Source organism: Qaidamihabitans albus, assembly GCF_016464705.1.
Lineage (GTDB): Bacteria > Actinomycetota > Actinomycetes > Mycobacteriales > Pseudonocardiaceae > Qaidamihabitans > Qaidamihabitans albus.
The window spans coordinates 449,310-470,386 of the sequence record NZ_JAEHOB010000004.1; the positions used below are offsets into that span (position 1 = coordinate 449,310).

Consider the following 21,077-nt stretch of genomic DNA (forward strand, 5'->3'; position numbering starts at 1 on the left):
CAACGGCCGGGCGAGGGCAGCCCCTCGGGGGCGGGCCGGGTCACCGCCTGCCCTTGATCAGGTCCAGCGCCTCCGCCCGCGACGAGGCCGAGGTCTGCAACAGGCCCCGGACAGCGGACGTCGTGGTGCGCGCGCCCGGCTTGCGAACACCGCGCATCGCCATGCACAGGTGCTCGGCCTCGATGACGACGATCACCCCGCGCGGCTTGAGCCTGCGGTCGAGTGCGTCGGCGATCTGTGAGGTGAGCCGCTCCTGCACCTGCGGACGCTTGGCGTACAGGTCGACCAGCCGGGCCAGCTTCGACAGCCCGGTGACCTTGCCGTGGCCGTTCGGGATGTAGCCGACGTGGGCGGCCCCGTGGAAGGGCACCAGGTGGTGCTCGCAGTTGTGCGTGAGATGCCCGGCGACGAGGAACGTCGGATGCGGTTCGCAGGTGAAGCTGTAGACGGTGTGCGGCGCGGCCGGGACCGGCTCGACCGACACCACCTCGGCGTACCGCGACTCGGCCAGGCTGGTGGCGTAGTCGTCCTGGTGGAACCCGTGCCGCAGGTACCAGCCGTCCGCGTCGCCTCGTGAGTGCGTAGCCGAGTTAGAACTCGTGGCAACACTCACGAGGCGGGGGCGGGCGTTGCGGTGCGGCGTCCACTCGACGGCGGTGCCCGCGACGTCCTTGGCTTCCAGCCAGCCGTGCGGGGTCGCCAGCGGATGGTCGGGCGTGACCACGAAGCCGCCGCCCGAGGTCGTCACCCGGACCAGCTCGCGGGTGCGGTGCGAGCTGACCCCGACCACGGTGGTCTCCTCGACCTCGCCGTTCGCGAGTGTCCAGAGCCGGTCGCCGACGGAGACCTTGCGGGCCCGCTTCGCTCCGTCCACCGCGTCGACGGTCTGCCCGCCCGGCACGCACGTCGAGTACATCGGGATGTCGGTGACCAGCACCAGCTCTTCGTGGCTCTCGTCGAACGTCCGGTCCAGCACCCGGTCCGGGTCGCTGTAGAGCCCGGCGAACAGCTCGCGGTAGGCGCGCGCCACTCGCGCGGGCGTTTCCCGGAGACCGTCCCGGTCCGGGTCCTCACCACACGCGAGCAGCAGCTCCCGCACCGCCCGCTCGGCGCGCGCCCGATCGAAGACAGGGCCGCCGACACGAGCCGGCGGCGCGTCGTCGAACACGGCGTAGCCGTCGTCCGCGAACTCAGTTCCGATGTTGACCGTCCTGCTCGTCCGGCTCCCCACGGTGCTGGCCCGGCTCCGGCCTGCCGCCGCCGTACGGCCCCTGCTGCTGGCCGGGCTGCCCCTGCTGGCCCTGCCCGGGCGCCTGGTCGGCGAACCACTGGTGATCCGGGTGCTGCCGCTCGCCTGGCACGGGACCGTTCGGCGTGTTCTGCCGCCACGGCTGGCTGGGCCGGTTGCCCGGCGACGTGGCCGGGGTCCAGCCAGGAGGGGCACCGTAGTTCGGCGGACCGCCCTGGCCGCCCGCGGGGTAACCACCCTGCTGACCGCCGTAGGGCTGCTGCGGCCAGGAACCACCACCGGGGCCGTTCTGCCCGCCGTTGCCCGGCCGGTTGCCGTTCGGGTACCCCGAGCCTCGCCCCTGCGGTGGGGCGTACGGGTTGGGCGGCGGCTCCGGCTGGCCCCGCGGCGGGCCGCCGGGCACGTCGTTGGCACCCGGGGCGGTGCCGACCGGCGTGGGCTCCGGCTGCCGCTCCGGCTCCTCGGCCGGTTCCTCCGGTGGCGGGGGCCACGGCTCGCCACGCTCCATCGCCAGCTCGCCGGGCGTCTTGATCGGTGGCTTCTCCGAGGGCAGCCGCTCGCCGAACTCGTTGAACGCGGTGATCCGCGGCCGCTTCTCGACCGTGGCGAACAGCCGCTCCAGGTCCTTGCGCTGCAAGGTCTCCTTCTTCAGCAACTCCACGACGAGATCGTCGAGCACGTCGCGGTAGAAGTTGAGCACCTGCCACGCCTCGGTGTGCGCGGTCTCGATCAGCTTGCGGACTTCCTCGTCGATCTCGTGTGCGACCTCGAGGGAGTAGTCCGGCTGCCGGCCCGCCGAGCGGCCGACGAACGGGTCGCCCTGCTCCTGGCCGTACTTCACCGCGCCGAGCCGGGCGCTCATGCCGTACTCGGTGACCATCGCCCTGGCGATCTTGGTCGCCTGCTCGATGTCGGAGACCGCACCGGTGGTGGGCTCGTGGAACACCAGCTCCTCCGCGGTGCGCCCGCCCATCGCGAACACGAGCCTGCCGATCATCTCGGAGCGGGTCATCAGCTCCTTGTCGTCCTCGGGGACGAGCAGAGCGTGCCCGCCGGTCTTGCCGCGCGGCAGGATCGTCAGCTTGTAGACCGGCTCGATGTCCGGCATCGCCCACGCGGCGAGCGCGTGCCCGCCCTCGTGGTAGGCCGTGATCTTCTTCTCCTTCTCGGAGATGATCCGGCTCTTGCGCGCGGGCCCGCCGATCACGCGGTCCACCGACTCCTCGAGCGCGCCGTCCGTGATGACGTGCCCGTTGGTCCGCGCGGTGAGCAGCGCGGCCTCGTTGATGACGTTGGCGAGGTCGGCGCCGGACATGCCCACGGTGCGCTTCGCCAGTGCCTCCAGATCGGCGTTCTGCGCGATCGGCTTGCCCTTGGTGTGGACCTCCAGGATCGCGCGACGGCCGCGCAGGTCCGGCGCGGACACCGGGATCTGGCGGTCGAAGCGGCCAGGGCGCAGCAGTGCGGGGTCCAGAATGTCCGGCCGGTTCGTCGCGGCGATCAGGATGATGCCGCCGCGGGAGTCGAACCCGTCCATCTCGACGAGGAGCTGGTTCAGTGTCTGCTCGCGCTCGTCGTGCCCGCCACCGAGCCCCGCGCCGCGCTGGCGGCCCACCGCGTCGATCTCGTCGACGAAGATGATGCACGGGGCGTTCTGCTTGGCCTGCTCGAACAGGTCACGCACCCGGGAGGCACCGACACCGACGAACATCTCGACGAAGTCGGAACCGGAGATCGTGTAGAACGGCACGCCCGCCTCACCGGCGACGGCACGGGCGAGCAGCGTCTTACCGGTACCCGGCGGCCCGTAGAGCAGCACGCCCTTCGGGATCTTCGCGCCGAGCGCCTGGTAGCGCGCCGGGCTCTGCAGGAAGTCCTTGATCTCGTGCAGCTCCTCGACCGCCTCGTCGGCGCCGGCCACATCGCCGAAGGTGGTCTTGGGCATGTCCTTGTTGAGCTGCTTGGCCTTGGACTTGCCGAAGTTGAGGACGCGGTTACCGCCACCCTGGGCGTTGTTCATCATCCACATCAGCAGCAGCAACAGGATCCCGAGCGGGATCATGTAGATGAGCATCTGGGTGAAGAACGAGTCCTGGGTGACCGTGGTGTCGAACTTGACCGCCTGGCCGTCGACCTCGGCGGTGATCAGCGCGTTGTAGAGCTGGTCCGAAGCCCCCGCGGGGAACTTCGTGATGACCTGCGTGACTTGCTCGCCGTCGACTTCGATCGGGTTGGCCAGGTGGAGTTTGAGCTGCTGCTCCTTGTCCTCGAGATTCGCCTCGGTGATGTTCTGGGAGTTGATCTGCTCGACAGCCTGTGACGTGGGCACATGCGTGTACCCGCGATCGCTGTCGAAGATCATGCTGAAGGCGAAATAGAGCAGCAGAACCGCGACTATCCACAGCAGTGGGTTCTTGAGCAGGCGCTTGCGGTCCATTCGATCCGGCCGTGGTGGCCTCGACCCTCCCTGGCTAGGCGGTAGATGTGACATCCGCCGTCACGGTGTTGACAACTGCATGGGGTACGGCGCTAACCGTCCCACCAGGGTACCGCCCGGCCGTGACGATCAGCCGGGCGATCCTTCAGGAAGTCAACGGTCACCGACACACCGATGTTCCCACCGGTCTCCCACCGCCTCAACAGCCGCCTGGCACGGCCCGGTCAGGACTGCCCGCCGACCCCCGCGATCATCTCGGCGAGCCTGCTGCGCAGCGTCTTCGCATCGGCGGGCGAGACCGTGACCCACTCGCTGCCGTCCACGCCCGCGCGGGAGAGGCTGAGGTAACGGCCGGTGCCGGTGTCGAACCAGGCCAGCACCGGTGAGCGGCGCTTGCCGCCGAGCTCGTCCCTGCTGTTCGCGGCGAGCTGACCACCGCGGATGCGGGGCTGCGCGGACAGCTGTGCATAGGCCTCGCGCGGATCGGCGGGCTGCTCCGAGAGGCCGCCACGCGAGCGCGCCCTGCGTCCCGCGTCCGGCGACGGCGCGCCCGCCCCGACCGTGGGCCGGGAAGGCCGGGTGCGCAGCGCCTCGGCGAGCGGCAGCGTCACCGACGCGGTCGTCCCGCGCTCGCAGCGCGGCAGCAGGTCGACGACCGACGAGGCGAGCCCGTCGGGGTACACCGGCCGCAGCCAGACGCCGTCGGAGTCCTGGATCGCCACCACGGCCTGCCTGCCGTCGGACGCGGCGAGCACCGCGACCGGCGGCGCCTGGTACTCCGGGATGTGCAGCGCATCGACGCTCAGCGACGGCCGGGCGAGCAGGCCGAGCCAGTCCTGCACCGGCGAGTCGGCGATACCGCGCGCCGCGAACTCGGTGCGCACACGTTTGCGCAACGCCAGCCGCTCGGTCTCCGTCTCCCCGTGCGAGGGCACGCGCAGCGGGTAGGGCAGCTCGCCGATGCCCGCCGACTCCCACAGGAAGTCGAACGCGACCGGCGTGAAGAACTCCTGCGTGGGCACGATCCTCCCTGTACTCCGGTGCCACCGGACGGCGACTACCGGAGAGTAACCTATCTCACCTCACAGCGATGCCGCGGTCGCGTTGGCCGCGCCGGTGAGCATCTCGGATATCCGGTGCCGGAGTGTGGGTGCGTCCGCGGGAGCGATCGTGATCCAGTCCCGGCCGTCGCGGCCACGGGTCGCCTGCGTGAAGTACCGGCCCGTCTCGGTGTCGAACCAGCTCAGCACGGGCATCCGCGACCTGGTCCCGGAACGGTTCCGCGCGTTCGCACCGATCTGGCCGCCGCACAGCCTGGGCTGGGCGTGCAGCCGGGCGAGCGCCTTGCGGTCGTCGTCCACGCTCGACCGGCCGCCGTTGTCGCTGGGCGCCCGCCGCTGCATGAAGTCGGCGCCGGGACCGGTGATCAGCTGTTCGAGCGGGACTGTGATCGACTTCTCGGCACCCCTCGGCGCGGCCGGGAGCAGGCCGACGATGGCGCTGGCCAGGCCGTCGGCCGGGACCGGTTCGAGGTGCAGGCCGCGCGTGTCCTGCACGGCACGCACCGCCTGGCCACCGACGGCGGCGGCCACGGCGAGCACCGGCTCGCCGCCGGGCGCCCCGATGTGCACCGCGTCCAGGCTCAGGTCCGAGCCTGCCAGCACGCCGAGCCAGTCCTCGACCCTCGGGGCGAGCCTGCCCACCTCGTCGATGAGCCCGCGCCGGCCCAGCCCCGCGAAGGTGTGCTGGCGCAGGGTGGCGCGCTCGTCCATGGTCTCCCCGTGCGAGCGCGCCTCCAGCGGGTAGGGCAGCTCACCGGCGCCGAACGACTCCCAGACGAAGTCGAACTCCAGCGGAGTCAGCAGCTCCGCCACCGTCTAACGCTCCTCGGCGTCGTCGGCGCCCCAGGCGCCGATCACCGGCGGCGGGGTCGCCTCGTTGGCGCCGAACGCGTCGTCCGGATCGGGCTCGATGAGGAACGACGCGTGCGTGTGCTCCTCCTCACCCTGCTGCTGGCTCGCGCCCGCGCCTGCCCCCATTCCACCCATCGGGGCACCGGCAGGCGGCGGGGCCGCGCCCGCACCGATGGTGCCGCTGTTCGGCACCATGCCCTGGTTCTGCGGCGTGACGGACGCCGCGCTGCCACCCTGGGCGTTCGCCGAGGCCGAGGTGTCCGAAGACTGCTGCTTCGTGCTGCCGCTGCGGCTGCCCTTGCCGAGCGCGCGGACACCGGCGTAGCCCGCCGCGCCGCCAAGCGCGGCGCCACCCGCGAGCGCCCCCAGGTTGCTCGACCCCCCGGCCGACGGTGCCGCCGGAGCGGCGCCCGCCGTGGGACCGGCCGGTGTGCCCGCCGCGGGTGCGGGAGCGGAGGCACCGCCGGGAGGGGGAGGCGTCCCCTGCCCGCCACCGGTGTGCCCGGCCGCGGCGATGCCGTTGTCGACCACGGGTGAGGTGCTGATCGGCGGGGCGGCGCCAAGGCCACCGAACGGCGTACCGGCCGTGCCGCCACCCGGCATCCCGAAGGACGCGAGGTTGCCGACGTTGCCCGTGCTGAGATCGGTGCCCCCGGCCGGCGGCTTGAGGCCGATCGACTCCGGACCGAAGCTCGGCGTCGAACCGTCGATCTCCGACATCGCCGTGGTGTACGCCTCCAGGTAGGCGACCTGCTGGGCCTTCACCTCGCGAGCGGCGTCGAACTTCGGCTTCAGGTCCTCGACCATCGCGGCCGGGCCGCCCGCGAGCATCGCGGCGGTCTCCGCGCCGGGCTCGAACTCGACCGGCTGCGGCATCTTCTTGACCTCGGCGGCGGCCGCCGCCTGCTGCGCGAGCCGGTTGCTCATGGTGTGCGCGGCCTCGGAAGCCTGCGCGCTCGAGTTCGCGATCCCCACCAGCGAACCCTGCGCCGCACCAGCGCCCTGCCCGACCCACGCCGCACCGAGCTCGGAGATCGCGTTGTAGAGGTCCTCGGCGGCCTGGTTGAGCTCCCGGCCGTGGCTGGCCCAGCCCTGGCCGGTGGCCTCAGCCGTGCCCGGCTCGTTGTTCACCGTCGCGAAGCGGTAGAGCTGCTCGCTCTCCTGCGCCGCCCAGTTCGGCCGGTCGGCGATCGCCCGGTCGTCGCCGTAGAGGAACCCGTCCGGCCTGCCGCGGGCCTGGTCGACGATCTGCGCCACCTCGGCGTTGTCACCCAGCGGCACGTTTCCGCCCGCACCTGCGGGGTCGGGAGTGTTCGGCTGCATTGTTCAACTTCCCCCTGGTCTCACACGTGCCTGGTGAACGGTTCGGCGCCGGCCTGATCGATCTCGTGGTAGCGGCTCATCGCCGTCACGATCGCCTGCTCGGCCTGGTCGTACTGCGTGTACAGGTTGCGAAGCGCCTGGGCGTAGGAGTCCCTGCTGCCGTCGGCGCGGTCGGAGAACTTCGCCGACATCGCCTGTCCGACCGGGTTCGCACCGATCTTGGGCGGCGCGGCGAGCGCGTCCGCGTTGCGCAGCAGTGCCTCCACGGCGTCCTTACCGGTACGGATCTTGCTCAGCACCGTCTGCGCCGCATCCGGATCCACCCCGACCTGCCCGGTGGCGGCGGCGTTGCGGAACGCGGCGGCGTCCGCGAAGCTGCTGTTCCCCATCTCTGCTCTCTCCCTGTTCCCCAGCAAGCGCCGGCAACGACTGCCGTCGGCGATCTTCGCTTAGATTAACGCACCCGTTGCGCCGGTATGACGCGTTCTCCGGGGTTAGGGTTCCGCATTCACTCAGGGTCGCGCAACGTGTTCACCAGGTGTTACGCCCGTTGCCACGATCAGCTCGAGTAGACCTTCGGGTCGAGCGTGCCGATGTAGGGCAGATCGCGGTAGCGCTCGGCGTAGTCGAGGCCGTAACCGACCACGAACTCGTTCGGGATGTCGAAGCCGACGTAGCGGACCGGCACGTCCACCTGCACGGCATCCTTCTTGCGCAGCAGGGAGCACACGTGCAGGGAAGCCGGGTTGCGGCTCGCCAGGTTCTTCAGCAACCACGACAGCGTGAGGCCCGAGTCGACGATGTCCTCGACGATCAGCACGTCCCGGCCCGCGATGTCCCGGTCGAGGTCCTTGAGGATGCGCACGACACCGGAGGACGACGTCGACGACCCGTATGAGGACACGGCCATGAACTCCATCTGCGCAGGCACCGGCAGGGCGCGGGCGAAGTCGGTCATGAACATGACCGCCCCCTTGAGGACGCCGACCAGCACCAGGTCGGAGCCCTTGCCGTCGGCCGGGTAGTCGGCGGCGACCTTCTCGGCCAGCTCGGCGATCTTGTCCTGGATCTGCTGCTCGGTGACGAGCACGGAGGCGATGTCGCCTTCGTACACGGGTCAGTCCCCTCTGTCCTGGCGGCTGCCTTGCGCATGCGATTCGGGAGCATCCACCTGGCGCGTCTCCCGCGCGTTCGGAGTAAAGCTCGGAGTCAGGCACAGCCTGCCACGTGCCCGGTGTGCCGCAAAACCACCGGGTAGCCAGACTTCGCCCTGTCCACGCCACTCGCCGACGAGTGCGTCGACCGCACGCAGGTGCGGGTCGGTCAGCTCGAGCACGCCGCCTGCGAGCAGCCAGCCGCGCAGCGCCCGCCGCCGCAGCGCGGGCGCTGCGGGCGCCAGCACCTCGACGTCGAGCTCGGTGCCGGACCGGGCCCGGTCGAGCAGCTCCGCCGCCAGCGCGTCGAGCGCGTCGGCATCCTCCCTCAGCTGGGCGGCCGTACGCGCGAGCGCCCCAGCCACCCCGCCGGAGAGCACGTCCTCCAGCAGTGGCAGGACCTCGGTGCGCAGCCGCACCCGGGTGAAGCGCGGATCGGAGTTGTGCGGATCCGTCCACGGCTCGACGCCGAGCGCCGCGCACGCGTCACGGGTCACCTGCCTCGGCACGTCGAGCAGCGGCCGTCCCCACGGCGGGTCGAGCGACCGCATCCCGGCCACCGACCGCGGCCCGGAGCCACGGCCGAGCCCGAGCAGCACGGTCTCGGCCTGATCGTCGCGGGTGTGCCCGAGGAGCACGAGCGAGTCCCGCCCGGCCAGTGCCCGGCGCAGCGCGCCGTAGCGTGCCTTGCGGGCGGCCGCCTCGGGGCCGCCTCTTCCGGAGACGGTCGCCGTGAGCACCCGCGCGTCGTCGGCGCCGAGTTCCCGAGCGGTGGCCGCCGCGGTCGCCGCTACCTCGGCGGCACCGGGCTGCAACCCGTGGTCGACGACGAGCGCGCACACGCGCAGGCCCAGCCGGTGCCCGGCGTGCGCGGCCGCTTCGGTGAGGGCGAGCGAGTCGGCGCCACCGGACACCGCCACGTACAGCTCCCCGCCGCCGAGCAGCGCCGCCCGCCCGGGGGCGGCCAGGAAGTCCCGCACCGCCCGGCGCGCCGTGGCCACGGCGGGATCGGGACCGCTCATCCGTGCATTCGCCGCACCCATGCCTGCGGGTCCCTGATCTCCGCACGGGTCGGCAGCGTGTTCGGGGACGTCCAGGCGGCGTTGAAGCCCTCCATCCCGACGGTGTCGATCACCTCGCGGGTGAACGCCGAGCCCTGCGCGTACTGGCGGATCTTGGCGTCGACACCGAGCAACCCGCGCAGCAGGCGGTCGAGCAGCCCGCCGCCCTGGCGGCGCGCGGTGAACCGGCGGCGGATCGTGGCGACGCTCGGTACGACCCGCGGCCCCACGGCGTCCATCACGTAGTCGGCGTGTCCCTCCAGCAGCGTCGACAACGCCAGCAGCCGATCGAAGACGGCCCGCTGCTGCGGGGACTGCACCAGCTCCGCCAGCCCGAGCGAGCCCTCCGCCCTGGTCCGCCTGGCCTCCTTGAGCGTCTCCGGAAGGCGCCCGAGCAGCTCGCCGAGCCCGTCGGACTCGGCGAGACCGCCGACCAGGCGGGAGACCTCGTCGGCGAAGTAGTCGCGGAGCCAGCCGACCGACGTGAACTGCAGGCGATGGGTGCACTCGTGCAGGCAGACCCACATCCGGAAGTCCGGGGGCGGCACCTTCATCGCGCGCTGGGCCGCCACCACGTTGGGCGCGACCAGCACGAGCTGGCCCTGCTTGTCCGGCCCGCCGAACGGGTCGTACTGGCCGAGCACCCTGGCGCCGAGGAAGGCGAGCACCACCCCGGTCTGCACGCCGGCGCCGCCCGCGACCAGCGGCGCGAGCGGACCGGTCCTGCTGTTGTCCAGGGCGCGGCTGGTCAGCTCGTCGAGTCCGGCGGCGGCGGCGCGCACCCAGCCCGGCCGGTCGACCACCTCCGCGGGCGGCAGCGGCAGGCCGGCTCCGAGGCCGGTGAGCTCCCGCACATGACTCTCGGCGTCCACCGCCAGCCTGCGCAGGTCGGTGACCGCGCGCTCGGCCTCGGCCCGCGGCACGACGGGTCCGCTCCGCACGAGGTAGGCCCCGGTGGAGGCGGCGACCGACCAGTCGACCACGGGATTCGGCCGCGCCTGCGTCTGCTGGTTCACCCTCTCGACGCTACCTGCGTTCAACGGCAGCCACAGCCGCGCAGCGCCGCGGGCATGGCGTCCAGCGCGGCCCGGCCCGCCTCGGTCTGCGAGCCGGAGGACATCAGGCTGAACACGAGCACGCGGCCGTCGGCGTCGACGACCAGTCCCGCCAGGCTGTTCACGCCGGAGGCGGGAATCGTGCCCGTCTTGGCCCGCACCCAGCCCCTGCCCTCGGCGGCGGGCGGCTCCGTGTACCGGCTGGACAGCGTGCCGCTGCCGCCCGCGACCGGCAGCCCGCCGAGCATCGGCCGCAGCTTCGCGGTGCGCGGGTCGTCGCCGCCGGGCGCGGCTGCCACGGCGAGCACCTCGTTGAGCGCCGCCGCTGACGCCTTGTCCTTCGTGGACAGTCCGCTGGCGTCGGCGAGCTGGACCCCGCTGACGTCGAACCCGTTCCGGGAGAGCACATCCAGCGTCGCCTGCGCGGCTCCGGCGAACGAGGGTTCCGCGCCCTCCGCGATGGCGACCTGGCGGGCAACCGCCTCCGCGAGCAGGTTGTCGGAGGACAGCAGCAACTGGTCGACCAGCTCGGTCACCGGGGCCGAGTGCACCTCGCCGAGCACCCGCGCATCCTCGGGCGCCGAGGTCGTTACCGGGTCGGCGACCTCCGCGCCGAGCCGGTCGGCGAGCTCCCGCGCCAGCTCGCCCGCGGGGTCGGCGACGCGCATCGAATGCTCGTCGGTCGGATCGCTGCGGCCACCGTCCAGCATCGCGGGCTGTACCTCGGCGGCGAAGGTGGACGGGGCGTCGCCAGGGTCCCAGCCCTCGCCGGTGACGGGTCCGCTGAACGCGCCGAGGTCGAGCCGCACCTCGCTGACGTCGCCACCGGTGGCCTGCTTCACCTCGGCGACGAGCTGGTCGAGGTGCGCGGCGCCGGGATAGACCGAGTTCTGCCCCTCGGGAAGCGAGGACAGCGTGACGTCACCGCCCGCGACGAGAGTCACCGAGCCCGGCTCGGGACCCTCGACGACCGTGGTCGGCAGTTGCCTGCCGTGATCGAGGCTGAGCAGGGCGGCGGCCGCCGTGAGCAGCTTCACCGTCGAGGCGGGGGTGAATGGCCTGCTCGCGTCGCGCTCCCACAGGACCGTGCCCGACGCCGGGTCGATGACGCTGCCGCCGAACGTGCCGAGCGCCGGGTCGGTGGCGAGCGGGTCGAGCACGGCGGCGACACCGGCCGGAGTAGGTGCGGGGGCGGCCGCGGACGGCCCGCTCAGGTCGCGGGTGACGGCGATCGGCTCCGGCGGGTCTCCCTGCGGGGCGTTGGGCGCCCAGGGCAGGCCGAGCCGGTTGGACACGTCGGGCAGGGCGAGCACCACACCGACCGCGACGACCAGGAGCAGGGCAAGGCCGCCGAGGACCGGCCCGCGCCGTCTGCGCCGGGGCTCGGCGGGTGGTGCGGGCTCCGGTTCCGCCGGCTGCGCTGATTGTTGCTGCACCTGCGTCGGTTGTTGCTGTGGCTGTTGCTGCTGCGCCGGTTGCCGGGGGGCCTGCCGGGGTGGCGGCGCCGGTTCCGGGGGCCTGGCCGGGGCGGGGCGCTGCTCACCGGTCGGCTCGATCCGCATCGGCTGTGCGTGCCCGGACGCCGGGCGGATCTCGACCCGCGGCCGCTGGTTCGGCTGGCTGGCCGGGTTCGGCTGGTTCGGCTGGTTCGATGGCGGACCGGGCGGCGCCTGCGCGGGCGGGCGGGCCGGTGCGGGCGGGCGCCGCGGCTGGGCGGGCCGCGGCTGCCACTGCGGCCGTGCCGGTTGTGCCGGTGGTGCCGGGTCCGGCTTGCGCACCCACAGCGTCGGCTGCTCGGCCGCCGTGACCTTCGGCACAGGAAGCTCGTTGGTCAGCCGCTCCGAGTTGCCGGGGGGACCCGACGCGGCGTCGCGGTCGTCCGACGGCCACGCCGGCTCACCGTTCCCGGCGTACTCGTCGTTCTCGTCCCCGTCCGCCACGCACCCCTCCTCGTCGCCGCTGGGCCCGGCGGGACCAGACTCACACACCATCCGTGCGGTCCCCGCCGGTCCGTGGTCCACACTAGTGAGGCCAGGAGACAGAAAATGTGAGCCGCCCGGTTGTGCGGCGCCAACCGATTGAGTCAGCGAGGACGGCGTGGAGTTCGACGTCACGATCGAGATCCCCAAAGGGGAGCGCAACAAGTACGAAGTGGATCACAAGACGGGGCGTATCAAGCTCGACCGGACCCTGTTCACGGCCACGCAGTACCCGGCCGACTACGGGTTCATCGACGACACGCTCGGCCGGGACGGCGACCCGCTGGACGTCCTCGTGCTGGTGCAGGAGCCCACGTTCCCGGGCTGCCTGATCCGCTGCCGGGCGATCGGGATGTTCCGCATGACCGATGAGAAGGGCCCGGACGACAAGGTCCTCGCGGTGCCGTCGGACGACCCGCGGCTGGAGCACCTGCGTGACATCCACCACCTGAACGAGTTCCACAAGCTGGAGATCGAGCACTTCTTCCAGGTCTACAAGGACCTCGAACCGGCCAAGAGCGTCGAGGGCTCGACCTGGGCCGGCCGTGTCGACGCCGAGAACGAGATCAAGCGCTCCTACGAGCGCCAGGCGGCGCAGCTCGAAGAGGCTCCCGAGATCGGCCCCCAGTAGCGCGTCCCCTCGTGAGTGCGCACGCGAGTTAGAACTCGCGTGCGCACTCACGAGTCCGGTCAGGCGACGTAGCCCGGGATCGGGAAGGCGCCGAGGAGTTCGCGGACCTCGGCCGCGATGGTCTCCAGCGCGCCCTCGTCCTCCCGCGCGGCGGCGGTGACGGTCCGCTCGATCCACTCCGCGATCCGGGGCTGGTGCTCCGGCCGCAGCCCGCGCGTCGTGATGGCCGCCGTGCCCAGCCGGATGCCCGAAGGGTCGAACGGCTTGCGCGGGTCGAACGGCACCGTGTTGTAGTTCAGTTCGATGCCGGCCCGGTCGAGCGCCTGCGCCGCCGGTTTGCCACCGACCTGCTTGTTCGTCAGGTCGACCAGCAGCAGGTGGTTGTCGGTGCCGCCGGAGACCAGGTCGAAGCCGCGTTCGAGCAGCGCCTCGGCCAGCGCCCGCGCGTTGGCGACGATGTCGTGCGCGTACGACTGGAACCCGGGTGCCGCCGCCTCCCCCAGCGCCACCGCGATCGCCGCGGTGGTGTGGTTGTGCGGCCCGCCCTGCAGGCCGGGGAAGACCGCCTTGTCGATGGCCTTCGCGTGCTCGGCATCCGTCATGATCATCGCGCCACGGGGGCCGCGCAGCGTCTTGTGTGTGGTCGTGGTGATCACCTGCGCGTGGCCGACCGGTGACGGGTGGGCGCCACCGGCCACCAGGCCCGCGATGTGCGCGATATCGGCGACCAGCACCGCGTCCACCTCCCTGGCGATCTCCGCGAACGCCGGGAAGTCGATCGTGCGCGGGATGGCCGTGCCACCCGCGAAGATCAGCTTCGGCCGGTGCTCCCTGGCGAGGTCCCTGACCTCGTCCAGGTCGATCCGGCCGGTCTCCTTGCGCACGCCGTAGCGGACCGGGTCGAACCACTTGCCGGTGGCCGAGACGGACCAGCCGTGCGTCAGGTGGCCGCCGGCGGGCAGGGCCATGCCGAGCACGGTGTCGCCGGGCCGGGCGAACGCGAGATAGGCGGCCAGATTCGCCGGCGAGCCGGAGTACGGCTGCACGTTGGCGTGGTCCGCGCCGAAAACCGCCTTGGCCCGCGCGACGGCGAGGTCCTCGATCGGGTCGACGTTCTGCTGGCCCTCGTAGTAACGCCGGCCCGAGTAGCCCTCCGAGTACTTGTTGGTGAGCACGCTGCCGGTGGCTTCGAGGACCGCCCGCGAAACGTAGTTCTCCGAAGCGATCAGGCGGATCTTGTCGTGCTGCCGGGCCGCCTCGGCCTCGACGAGCCCGGCGATCTCCGGGTCGTTGGCGGACAGCGTCGGAATGGCCGGCTGATGCGTCATATCACTGCTCCTGACACACGGAGCGACACCCAGGCGCGCGGTGCCGACCTCGTCGAACGCTCCCCGGTGGTGCTCCACCTTCAATTCGCGCCAGTCGCTGCTGCCCGACCGATGCTAGTGCACCACGGCGTCCCACGCGCCACCGTCAGTCCTTCACCCGCACGCCCATCGACCGTGCGGTGCCCTCGATAGTCCGCATCGCGGCGTCGAGGTCCGCCGTGTTCAGGTCGGAGAGCTTCTGCTCGGCGATCTCCCGTACCTGCTCGCGGCTGAGCACGCCGGCGCTGTCGTGGCCGGGCCGCGCGGAGCCGTCACCGCCGAGTGCCTTGCGGATCAGGAACGCGGTCGGCGGCGTCTTCAGGCGCAGCTCGAAGGAGCGGTCCTCGAAGACCGTGACGACCGCGGGCACGATGTCGCCGCGCCTGGTCGCGGTGGCGGTGTCGTAGGCCCGCTTGACCTCGACGAGGTTCACGCCGGTCTGGCCGAGCATCTTGCCCAGCTCCGCGACCGGGGCCTCGCCCGCGGCCAGTTGCAGCGTGCTCTCGAAGACCTTCTTCTTCTGTTTCGGCGGCATGGCGTCCCCCTCGGCTGTCCCTGTTTCGACAGCGGGGAACGCTAAGGACTCCAGTTACTGGAGAGTCAAGCGTTTCAAAGTGGCTCGATGCTCTCCGCGTGCCGGCGGGCGAGGCGCTGGTAGATGTCGGCGTTGTACTCCACCCACGCGCGTGCGGTGTCGGAAAGGGGGACGAACTCCTTCGCCGGGCTGCCCTTCGCCAGCATCTCGGCGGGCACCTCGGTGTTCGGGGGAACCGTCGCGCCTGCGGCGACGAGCGAGCGCGCGCCGATCGTGGCCTTGTCGAGGATGGTCGCGCCGTTGCCGATGAGCGCCTGCTCGCCGACGGTGCAGTCGTGGACGAGACAGAGGTGGCCGACGGTCGCGTTCCTGCCGACCTCGCAGACGCCCTCGTTCACGTGCAGCACCGAGTTGTCCTGGATGTTGGCGCCCTCGCGGATGACGATCCGGCCGAAGTCGGCCCTGACCACCGCGCCATACCAGATGGAGGCGTCCTTCTCCACGACCACGTCGCCGATGAGCGTCGCGGTGGGGGCGATCCAGGCGTCCGGGTGCACGGTGGGGCGCAGGCCCTCGAAGGCGAACATCGGCATGCGCGACACCCTAGATCAGGACGGCGGAAAGAACCCGGGGTAGCTACCCGCGCCGCCCGGTACGTGCGAGTCGGTGAAGCCGAACACGAACGCGACGGCGCCGGGCACCGCGGTCGCCAGCGCGAGCAGCGACAGCACCGCGCCCGCACGAGCCAGTGCCGCGCCGCCGGGCGAGCGCGGCCCCGCCACGAGCCCGAAGATGATCCCGAGTACGCCCGCGGGCAGGACCGCGAACCACAGTGCGCCGAGCACAAGCACGAACACGCCGGTGAGCCAGGAGAAGAACGGCGACTCCTGCATCTGCGGCCGGATCAGCAGCCAAGCCGCCCAGGTCGACAGCGCGAGAACCAGACCGGCAGCACCGACCGAGAGCGACGCGACGGCCAGCCCCCGGCCCGGCCGCCCTGGTGCGGCCACGGCGTCGCCTTCGGAATCCGATACGGACATGCGCCCCCATCCACCGGTGCCGAAACAGTCAGGGCCTCCCCGACTTACCGGGGAGGCCCTGACGAACAACGGAGCCGCCTAGGGGAATCGAACCCCTGACCTGCTCATTACGAGTGAGCCGCTCTGGCCGACTGAGCTAAGGCGGCGCGGGGCTTGCCCGTCGCGATCTAGTGTAGCGCGGCGTTCTCGCGTCACCATCCGGCCCCACCCTCGTTAGGTCGGCTATGACACCGGTCATAGCCGACCGGCCCCTGGTCTTCGGAGGGACTCTGTAGATGCGCAGACGCCTGCCCCGCTCGCTGGCTCTGCCGGTCACGGCCGCGGTGCTCGTCCTCTCGGCCACACCGGCGGTCGGGCAGACCATCCCCACCACGCCGACGCCCCAGCCCGCCGATCCCGGTCAGGCCCCGCTCTCGTCGCCGCCGAACCCGGTGCCGAACGGCAAGGCCGTCGGCGAGGCGGGCACGGCGCTCGGGATGATCCGCCTGCTGCCGAACGCCGTGCCGACCAGCGCGATCCTCAAGGAGATGGAAGAGGAGCTGCCGAAGCAGTCGGCGTTGGAGGCCGGCATGGGTCTTTCCAGCGCCCAGGCCAACTCCGAAGCCTACCTCTCCTACGAGCGCTCGATCGCCCAGTCCTCGCCCTTCGGCGTCTCCGTCGGGGGCAACGCCCCGCAGGCGCCGGGCTCGCTCGTGCAGACCGCGCTTCCGGACAACCCCGAGCCGGTGACGACGGGGTTCAACGCGCCGGAGAACCCGCTGCTGAACGTGGGGCTGCTCAACGGAAGGGCACACGCCCGGTGGAGCCCGACCGAGGGTCCGTGCGTCGGCACGATCGCCGACGCCAGCACGGAACTCGCCAGCCTGTCGCTGCTCAACGTGGTGCCCACGATGCCGGATCTGGGCATCCCGGACCTGGAGCTGCCGGGCGGTGCCGCGCTCGCGGACGGCTTCGCGCCCGCGAAGGGCCTGGCCTCCCTCGGCGGTCTGCTGGAAGGCGGTGGCAAGACCAATGCCGACGGCACCAATTCGGTACTCAGCATGCCGAACACGCTGTCGTCGCGCTCGATCGTGCGGCTGGTCGACATCCCGGGCACCGACCGCAAGGCCGTCGAGTCCACGTCGACGCTGCAGGCCGCGGACATCAAGATCCTCAAGGGCACCCCGCTGGAGCTGACCATCAAGGTCGCCAGCCAGCCCACGCTGCGGGTCACCTCGACCGGCGACGAGGCGACCTCGAAGGTCGAGTACACGGCCCCCGTGCTGACGGTCGAGCGCGGCGGCGAGGTGCTCTACACCCTCGACGCGGCCAACCCGACCGCCGATGTGCCGATCGGCCTGCCCCTCGACGGCCTCACCGAGCGGTTCGGGCCGCTGCAGGACGTCCCGGTCGTCGGCGGTCTCGTCGCGACCGTCAACCAGGGTGTGCAGCGGGTCGGCGAGACGGCGGGCACCGTGCTCGACCTCGGTGTGCTCAAGCTCAGTATCGCCGGGCTCGACGAGAAGCACATGGCGATGACCGACCCGTTCAAGGGCCACCAGCTCGGCGCCTCGGCGCGGCTGCTCAACCTGCAGATCCTGCCCACCGAGGCGCTGAAGAAGGCGCTGCCTGCGGAGGCGGCCGACCGGCTGCCCTCGTCGCTGGCGCAGCTCTCGCTGGGTGAGCAGGTCGCCAGGGCCTACGCGCCGGAGGGCGGTGTGGAGTGCGGCTTCACGACGCCGCCCGCCGGGCCCCCGGCCGGGGGCGAGCAGCCGGGCGCACCGAAGGAACTCGCGTACACCAGTGCCGCGTACTCGGCGGTGCCGATGTTCTGGACGGGGACGGCGATGCTGCTGATCGGCGTGGTGCTGGTGGCCGCGCTGCCGGGGCGCCGCAAGGAGCAGGCCACCCCCGTGAAGCCCTCACCCCACCCCCGCAACGGCTAGGTCGCCTTGGGGGTTCAGCCTTGGCGGAGGGTGGTGACCATCGCCTCGACGGCGATGCGGGGTTTGACGTTCCACTCGATCGCCTCGCGGCAGGCCAGCACGGCCTCGAGGCGGCGCAGCGTCGACTCCGGCGTCCACTGCGCGGCCGCCGCGGCACTCTCCGCCGCGTGGTCGGGGTGGTTCAGCGCCGCCCCGGCGCCGCTGGCGGTCACCAGCACGTCCCGGTAGAAAGCGGCCAGGTCCACCAGCGCGAGATCGAGTGTGTCCCGCTGCGTCCGGGTCGCGCGTGACTTCTGCCGCTTCTCCAGTTGCTTCACAGCCGCCTCGGCCGAGCGTTTCGCCGCCGCCACGCCCTTGCCGGTCCCGCCGGAGCCCATCGCGGTGCGCAGCGCGTCCTGCTCGGACTCGTCGCGCGACTTGCTCTCGTCGGTCGCGTCGGCCTCGGCGGTGCGGATCAGCTCGTCGGCGCACGCGAACACGTCGGCGGCGCGGCGCAGGCCGAGCGGGATGCGCAGCACGGCATCGCGGCGCTTGCGCGCGTTCTCGTCGGTGGCGAGCCTGCGCGCCCTGCCGACATGCCCACCGCACACCGATGCCGCCCACCGCGCCATCTCCGGGTCGATACCGTCCCGCTCCGCGAGCACCCGCGCGATCGCCTCGGCGGGCGGCGTCCTGAGCGTGACCAGGCGGCAGCGCGAGCGGATGGTCACCGAGACGTCCTCCGGGTGGTCGGAGGGCGCGCACAGCAGGAAGGCCGTGCGCGCCGGCGGCTCCTCCACGGCCTTGAGCAGTGCGTTGGACGCGCCCTCGGTGAGCCGGTCGGCGTCCTCGATGATCACGACCTGCCAGCGGCCGGTCGTCGGCCTGCGCGCGGCCGCCTGCACCAGCGCGCGCATCTCCGCGACCGAGATCGACAGGCCCTCCGGCACCACCATCCGCACATCGGCGTGGGTTCCGGACAGCGACGTGCGACAGCCGGTGCACGCGCCGCAGCCGACACCGTCCTCGCACTGCAACGCCGCCGCGAACGTGCGCGCCGCCACCGATCGGCCGGACCCCGGCGGCCCGGTGAACAGCCACGCGTGGGTCATCGCCCCGGCGTCGGTCGACTCGCCGGAGGTGAGCGCGGCGGCCGACTCGACCGCAGCCGCGAGCACGTCGACGGCCACGTCCTGTCCCACCACCTGCGACCAGACCGGCCCGACACGGGGCCGCACGGCGCCCGTCATGTCGCCTCCGCCACCACTCCGGCGAGCGCGAGCCCCGACGACCGGCCCACCAGCGCGGCCTGCACGGCGGTCCGTACCCGGTCGCCGACCTCCTGCTCGGTCCCCTCGGCGTCCACGACGACGTAGCGGTCCGGATCGGCGGCCGCCATCTCGGTGAGCAACTGCTGCACGCGCCAATGATGCTCGGTGGAGCTGGACTGCGGATCGGAGGGCTTCGGCTCGGCGTCGAGCAGCACCGTGAGGTCGGGTCGCAGCCTGCCCGTCGCCCAGTCGGCCAGCCCTTCCAGTTCCGTGGCGTCCAGCCCGGCGACGGCCGAGAGGTGGGCCAGCGGAGAGTCCACGAACCGCTCCATCACCACAATCGACCCGGAGTCCAGCGCGGGCTGCACATCGCGCTCGACGATGTCGGCCCGCACCGCCGCCGCGGCGAGTGCCTGCGCCCGCGCACCGGACAGCGACGCGCCGGAGATCAGCGAGGTCAGCCGCTTGTCGTCGAGCCCGGGATCGGCGGCCAGCACGACGTCCCGGGGGCCCTGCCGCAGCCAGTCGGCGAGCCGGGCGGCCTGGCTCGACGTGTCGGTGGCCGTGGTGCCCTCGAGCGCGATCAGCAGGCCGTTGACACGGCGCGGCCTGCGCCGGATCGCGTTGCGCAGGTCGGCGAGGATCGGCTCGGTCCGGCGCGAGTCCATCTGCCGGTAGGCGACTATCCCGACCAGCGCCGCGAGCAGGCCGCCACCGAGCAGGACCGGCCGGGTGCCGTCGATCGTCAGCGGGTTGCCCCACACCGTCACGACCCTCGGCCGCACGAGCGCGATCAGCAGCGGCACGGTCGCTGTCGAGCCGAAGACGATGATCTTCATCAGCGACTGGTAGATCGCGTTGATCCGGCCCCGGATCGCGTCGTCGATCTGCGAGCCGATGATGGTCACGCCGGTGAGGAAGGCCGCCCCCGCGCACGCCCCGACGACGGCGACGGCCACCAGCGCGACCGCGAGATGCGGCGACAGCGCCACGATGATCAGCGCCATCCCGGCAAGCACGATCCCGACACCGAACAGGCGCTCGTGCGGCAGCCTGCGCGCCAGCTTGGGAGCGCCGGCGAGCCCGATGGCGGCACCGACGAACACCGCGACGAAAAGCAGGCCGAACGAGGAGTCGCCGCCGCCGAGGCTGGACGCGTAGGGCTTCGCGGAGCCGATCACCGCCCCGCCCGCGGCGAAGGCGCCGACCATGCCGATCAGCAGTCCGCGGACCAGCGGCGTGCTGCGCACGAACCGCGCGCCGTCGCGGAACATGGCGAGGAAGCCGGCCTGCTCGGCCTTCTCCGTCCCCGCCTCCTCCCACGTCGGCTTCGGCTTCGGCTTCGCGGCGACCGGCGCCGGGTGCACGCCTCGCAGCGACAGCTCGGGGATGCGGGTGGCGATCAACAGCGCGCTGCCCAGGTAGAGCAGGCTGTTGATGATCACGACGGCGTTGGCGATGCCGAACTCGCCAAGGAGGTCCTGCGGCAGGTGGAACGTCGTCTGGATACCGGTGAGGATCGAGTACAGGCCCGCGCCGGTCACGACGGCGATGCCGTAGGTCATCACCATGCCGAGCTGGTTGGCCGTCTCCACCTGGTCCGGGCGGCGCAGCAGGTTGGGCACTGCCGAGTCCTTCGACGGGATCCACATCATCGCCGCCGAGCCGACCAGGAAGTTCGCGACGAACAGCCACAGCGGCGTGCCGACCAGCGGGATGGACAACAGCAGCCCGAAGCGCGCGAGGTCGGCGATGATCATTACCTTGCGCCGGTCGAAGCGGTCGGCGAGCAGGCCGCCCAGCGGGGCGAAGATCAGCCCCGGCAGCAGGTTGGTGAGCACGACTCCGGCGAACGCGAAGTTCTGCGCCATGTAGTTGTCGGTGAACTTGGTGACCAGGCCGGTCAGCGCGAGCAGCGCCAGCCAGTCGGCCACGCTGCACAGGTAGGTGACGCCCCACAGCCGCCGGAACGGCCGGATGGCCAGCACCCGCCGCACCCGATGAACAGTGGACGCCTCGCTTCGCGCCGACGCCGTCGCGTCGGCGGCCCGCGCCCCCTCAGTTGCCTCGCTGATGTGCCCACCCCACAAGTCAATGGCACTGTCGGTGACGCCAGGGTAGACCCGGGTGCGGAGCGTTCGTCGGACTCCCGCTGTTA

General features: G+C 72.1%; 17 protein-coding genes, 1 tRNA gene, 2 pseudogenes and 1 riboswitch. Of the genes and pseudogenes, 2 read left to right on the top strand and 18 right to left on the bottom strand.

Annotation, left to right across the window (positions count from 1 at the left end):
• Positions 1 to 40: 40 nt before the first annotated feature.
• The 11 genes and pseudogenes from folE to dacB all read right to left on the bottom strand — a co-directional run.
• A pseudogene (folE, locus tag JAP66_RS11135) lies at positions 41 to 385 on the bottom strand (GTP cyclohydrolase I); the annotation flags it as partial.
• Between the two features lie 516 nt (positions 386 to 901).
• Positions 902 to 1,168, bottom strand: a pseudogene (locus JAP66_RS11140) (GTP cyclohydrolase I); the annotation flags it as partial.
• Between the two features lie 22 nt (positions 1,169 to 1,190).
• The gene (gene ftsH, locus JAP66_RS11145) at positions 1,191 to 3,686 is read right to left on the bottom strand and encodes an ATP-dependent zinc metalloprotease FtsH (protein ID WP_199431555.1); all 2,496 of its coding nucleotides are present in this window, start codon (positions 3,684 to 3,686) and stop codon (positions 1,191 to 1,193) included.
• A gap of 224 nt (positions 3,687 to 3,910) precedes the next feature.
• Positions 3,911 to 4,708, bottom strand: coding sequence for an ESX secretion-associated protein EspG (locus JAP66_RS11150; protein ID WP_199431556.1), 798 nt, complete (start codon positions 4,706 to 4,708; stop codon positions 3,911 to 3,913).
• Between the two features lie 60 nt (positions 4,709 to 4,768).
• Positions 4,769 to 5,560 (bottom strand): ESX secretion-associated protein EspG, encoded by a 792-nt coding sequence (locus JAP66_RS11155; protein ID WP_199431557.1) that lies wholly within the window; start codon positions 5,558 to 5,560, stop codon positions 4,769 to 4,771.
• 3 nt (positions 5,561 to 5,563) lie between these two features.
• Positions 5,564 to 6,922 (bottom strand): WXG100 family type VII secretion target, encoded by a 1,359-nt coding sequence (locus JAP66_RS11160; RefSeq protein WP_199431558.1) that lies wholly within the window; start codon positions 6,920 to 6,922, stop codon positions 5,564 to 5,566.
• A gap of 20 nt (positions 6,923 to 6,942) precedes the next feature.
• On the bottom strand, positions 6,943 to 7,311 hold the full coding sequence (locus JAP66_RS11165; RefSeq protein WP_199431559.1) for a hypothetical protein: 369 nt from the start codon (positions 7,309 to 7,311) through the stop codon (positions 6,943 to 6,945).
• A 170-nt stretch (positions 7,312 to 7,481) separates the two neighbouring features.
• The gene (hpt, locus tag JAP66_RS11170) at positions 7,482 to 8,036 is read right to left on the bottom strand and encodes a hypoxanthine phosphoribosyltransferase (protein WP_199431560.1); all 555 of its coding nucleotides are present in this window, start codon (positions 8,034 to 8,036) and stop codon (positions 7,482 to 7,484) included.
• Between the two features lie 3 nt (positions 8,037 to 8,039).
• Positions 8,040 to 9,098, bottom strand: coding sequence for a tRNA lysidine(34) synthetase TilS (gene tilS, locus JAP66_RS11175; RefSeq protein ID WP_199431644.1), 1,059 nt, complete (start codon positions 9,096 to 9,098; stop codon positions 8,040 to 8,042).
• The gene (locus JAP66_RS11180; RefSeq protein WP_307849520.1) at positions 9,095 to 10,153 is read right to left on the bottom strand and encodes an Rv3626c family coenzyme F420 biosynthesis-associated protein; all 1,059 of its coding nucleotides are present in this window, start codon (positions 10,151 to 10,153) and stop codon (positions 9,095 to 9,097) included. The genes tilS and JAP66_RS11180 overlap by 4 nt, the downstream gene beginning before the upstream one ends.
• Before the next feature lie 20 nt (positions 10,154 to 10,173).
• Positions 10,174 to 12,132 (bottom strand): D-alanyl-D-alanine carboxypeptidase/D-alanyl-D-alanine endopeptidase, encoded by a 1,959-nt coding sequence (gene dacB, locus JAP66_RS11185; RefSeq protein ID WP_307849521.1) that lies wholly within the window; start codon positions 12,130 to 12,132, stop codon positions 10,174 to 10,176.
• Positions 12,133 to 12,289: 157 nt separating this feature from the next.
• Between dacB and JAP66_RS11190 the strand changes: the two genes are divergently transcribed.
• The gene (locus JAP66_RS11190) at positions 12,290 to 12,802 is read left to right on the top strand and encodes an inorganic diphosphatase (RefSeq protein WP_199431562.1); all 513 of its coding nucleotides are present in this window, start codon (positions 12,290 to 12,292) and stop codon (positions 12,800 to 12,802) included.
• A 59-nt stretch (positions 12,803 to 12,861) separates the two neighbouring features.
• Here the strand turns inward: JAP66_RS11190 and glyA are convergent, their stop codons facing one another.
• The 5 genes from glyA to JAP66_RS11215 form a co-directional block, all read right to left on the bottom strand.
• Positions 12,862 to 14,130 carry a serine hydroxymethyltransferase gene (gene glyA / locus JAP66_RS11195; RefSeq protein ID WP_199431563.1) on the bottom strand — a complete coding sequence of 423 codons (1,269 nt, stop codon included), beginning with the start codon at positions 14,128 to 14,130 and terminating at the stop codon, positions 12,862 to 12,864.
• 20 nt (positions 14,131 to 14,150) lie between these two features.
• A riboswitch (ZMP/ZTP riboswitch) is annotated at positions 14,151 to 14,238 on the bottom strand.
• A 37-nt stretch (positions 14,239 to 14,275) separates the two neighbouring features.
• Complete coding sequence (locus JAP66_RS11200; protein WP_199431564.1) at positions 14,276 to 14,704, bottom strand: uL11 family ribosomal protein; 429 nt, start codon at positions 14,702 to 14,704, stop codon at positions 14,276 to 14,278.
• A 74-nt stretch (positions 14,705 to 14,778) separates the two neighbouring features.
• Complete coding sequence (locus JAP66_RS11205) at positions 14,779 to 15,297, bottom strand: gamma carbonic anhydrase family protein (RefSeq protein ID WP_199431565.1); 519 nt, start codon at positions 15,295 to 15,297, stop codon at positions 14,779 to 14,781.
• Positions 15,298 to 15,312: 15 nt separating this feature from the next.
• The gene (locus tag JAP66_RS11210) at positions 15,313 to 15,744 is read right to left on the bottom strand and encodes a hypothetical protein (protein WP_199431566.1); all 432 of its coding nucleotides are present in this window, start codon (positions 15,742 to 15,744) and stop codon (positions 15,313 to 15,315) included.
• Positions 15,745 to 15,816: 72 nt separating this feature from the next.
• Positions 15,817 to 15,890 (bottom strand) — tRNA-Thr (locus tag JAP66_RS11215).
• Between the two features lie 129 nt (positions 15,891 to 16,019).
• Here JAP66_RS11215 and JAP66_RS11220 point away from each other — a divergent pair.
• Positions 16,020 to 17,669, top strand: a complete 1,650-nt coding sequence (locus tag JAP66_RS11220; protein ID WP_199431567.1) for a hypothetical protein — start codon at positions 16,020 to 16,022, stop codon at positions 17,667 to 17,669.
• Between the two features lie 14 nt (positions 17,670 to 17,683).
• On the opposite strand, the gene JAP66_RS11225 is transcribed toward JAP66_RS11220, so the two are convergent.
• A complete protein-coding gene (locus JAP66_RS11225; protein ID WP_199431568.1) occupies positions 17,684 to 18,898 on the bottom strand; it encodes a DNA polymerase III subunit delta' in 1,215 nt (404 codons plus the stop codon).
• Positions 18,895 to 20,907, bottom strand: a complete 2,013-nt coding sequence (locus tag JAP66_RS11230; protein ID WP_307849526.1) for a bifunctional MFS transporter/dTMP kinase — start codon at positions 20,905 to 20,907, stop codon at positions 18,895 to 18,897. The genes JAP66_RS11225 and JAP66_RS11230 overlap by 4 nt, the downstream gene beginning before the upstream one ends.
• Positions 20,908 to 21,077: the final 170 nt, after the last annotated feature.

What these genes read in the sequence shown, in the direction of transcription:
- ftsH (WP_199431555.1), bottom strand. Translation starts at nt 3,686, where the DNA reads ATGGACCGCAAGCGCCTGCTCAAGAACCCACTGCTGTGGATAGTCGCG.
- JAP66_RS11160 (WP_199431558.1), bottom strand. Translation starts at nt 6,922, where the DNA reads ATGCAGCCGAACACTCCCGACCCCGCAGGTGCGGGCGGAAACGTGCCG.
- JAP66_RS11165 (WP_199431559.1), bottom strand. Translation starts at nt 7,311, where the DNA reads ATGGGGAACAGCAGCTTCGCGGACGCCGCCGCGTTCCGCAACGCCGCC.
- tilS (WP_199431644.1), bottom strand. Translation starts at nt 9,098, where the DNA reads ATGAGCGGTCCCGATCCCGCCGTGGCCACGGCGCGCCGGGCGGTGCGG.
- glyA (WP_199431563.1), bottom strand. Translation starts at nt 14,130, where the DNA reads ATGACGCATCAGCCGGCCATTCCGACGCTGTCCGCCAACGACCCGGAG.
- JAP66_RS11200 (WP_199431564.1), bottom strand. Translation starts at nt 14,704, where the DNA reads ATGCCGCCGAAACAGAAGAAGAAGGTCTTCGAGAGCACGCTGCAACTG.
- JAP66_RS11205 (WP_199431565.1), bottom strand. Translation starts at nt 15,297, where the DNA reads ATGCCGATGTTCGCCTTCGAGGGCCTGCGCCCCACCGTGCACCCGGAC.
- JAP66_RS11210 (WP_199431566.1), bottom strand. Translation starts at nt 15,744, where the DNA reads ATGTCCGTATCGGATTCCGAAGGCGACGCCGTGGCCGCACCAGGGCGG.
- JAP66_RS11220 (WP_199431567.1), top strand. Translation starts at nt 16,020, where the DNA reads ATGCGCAGACGCCTGCCCCGCTCGCTGGCTCTGCCGGTCACGGCCGCG.
- JAP66_RS11225 (WP_199431568.1), bottom strand. Translation starts at nt 18,898, where the DNA reads ATGACGGGCGCCGTGCGGCCCCGTGTCGGGCCGGTCTGGTCGCAGGTG.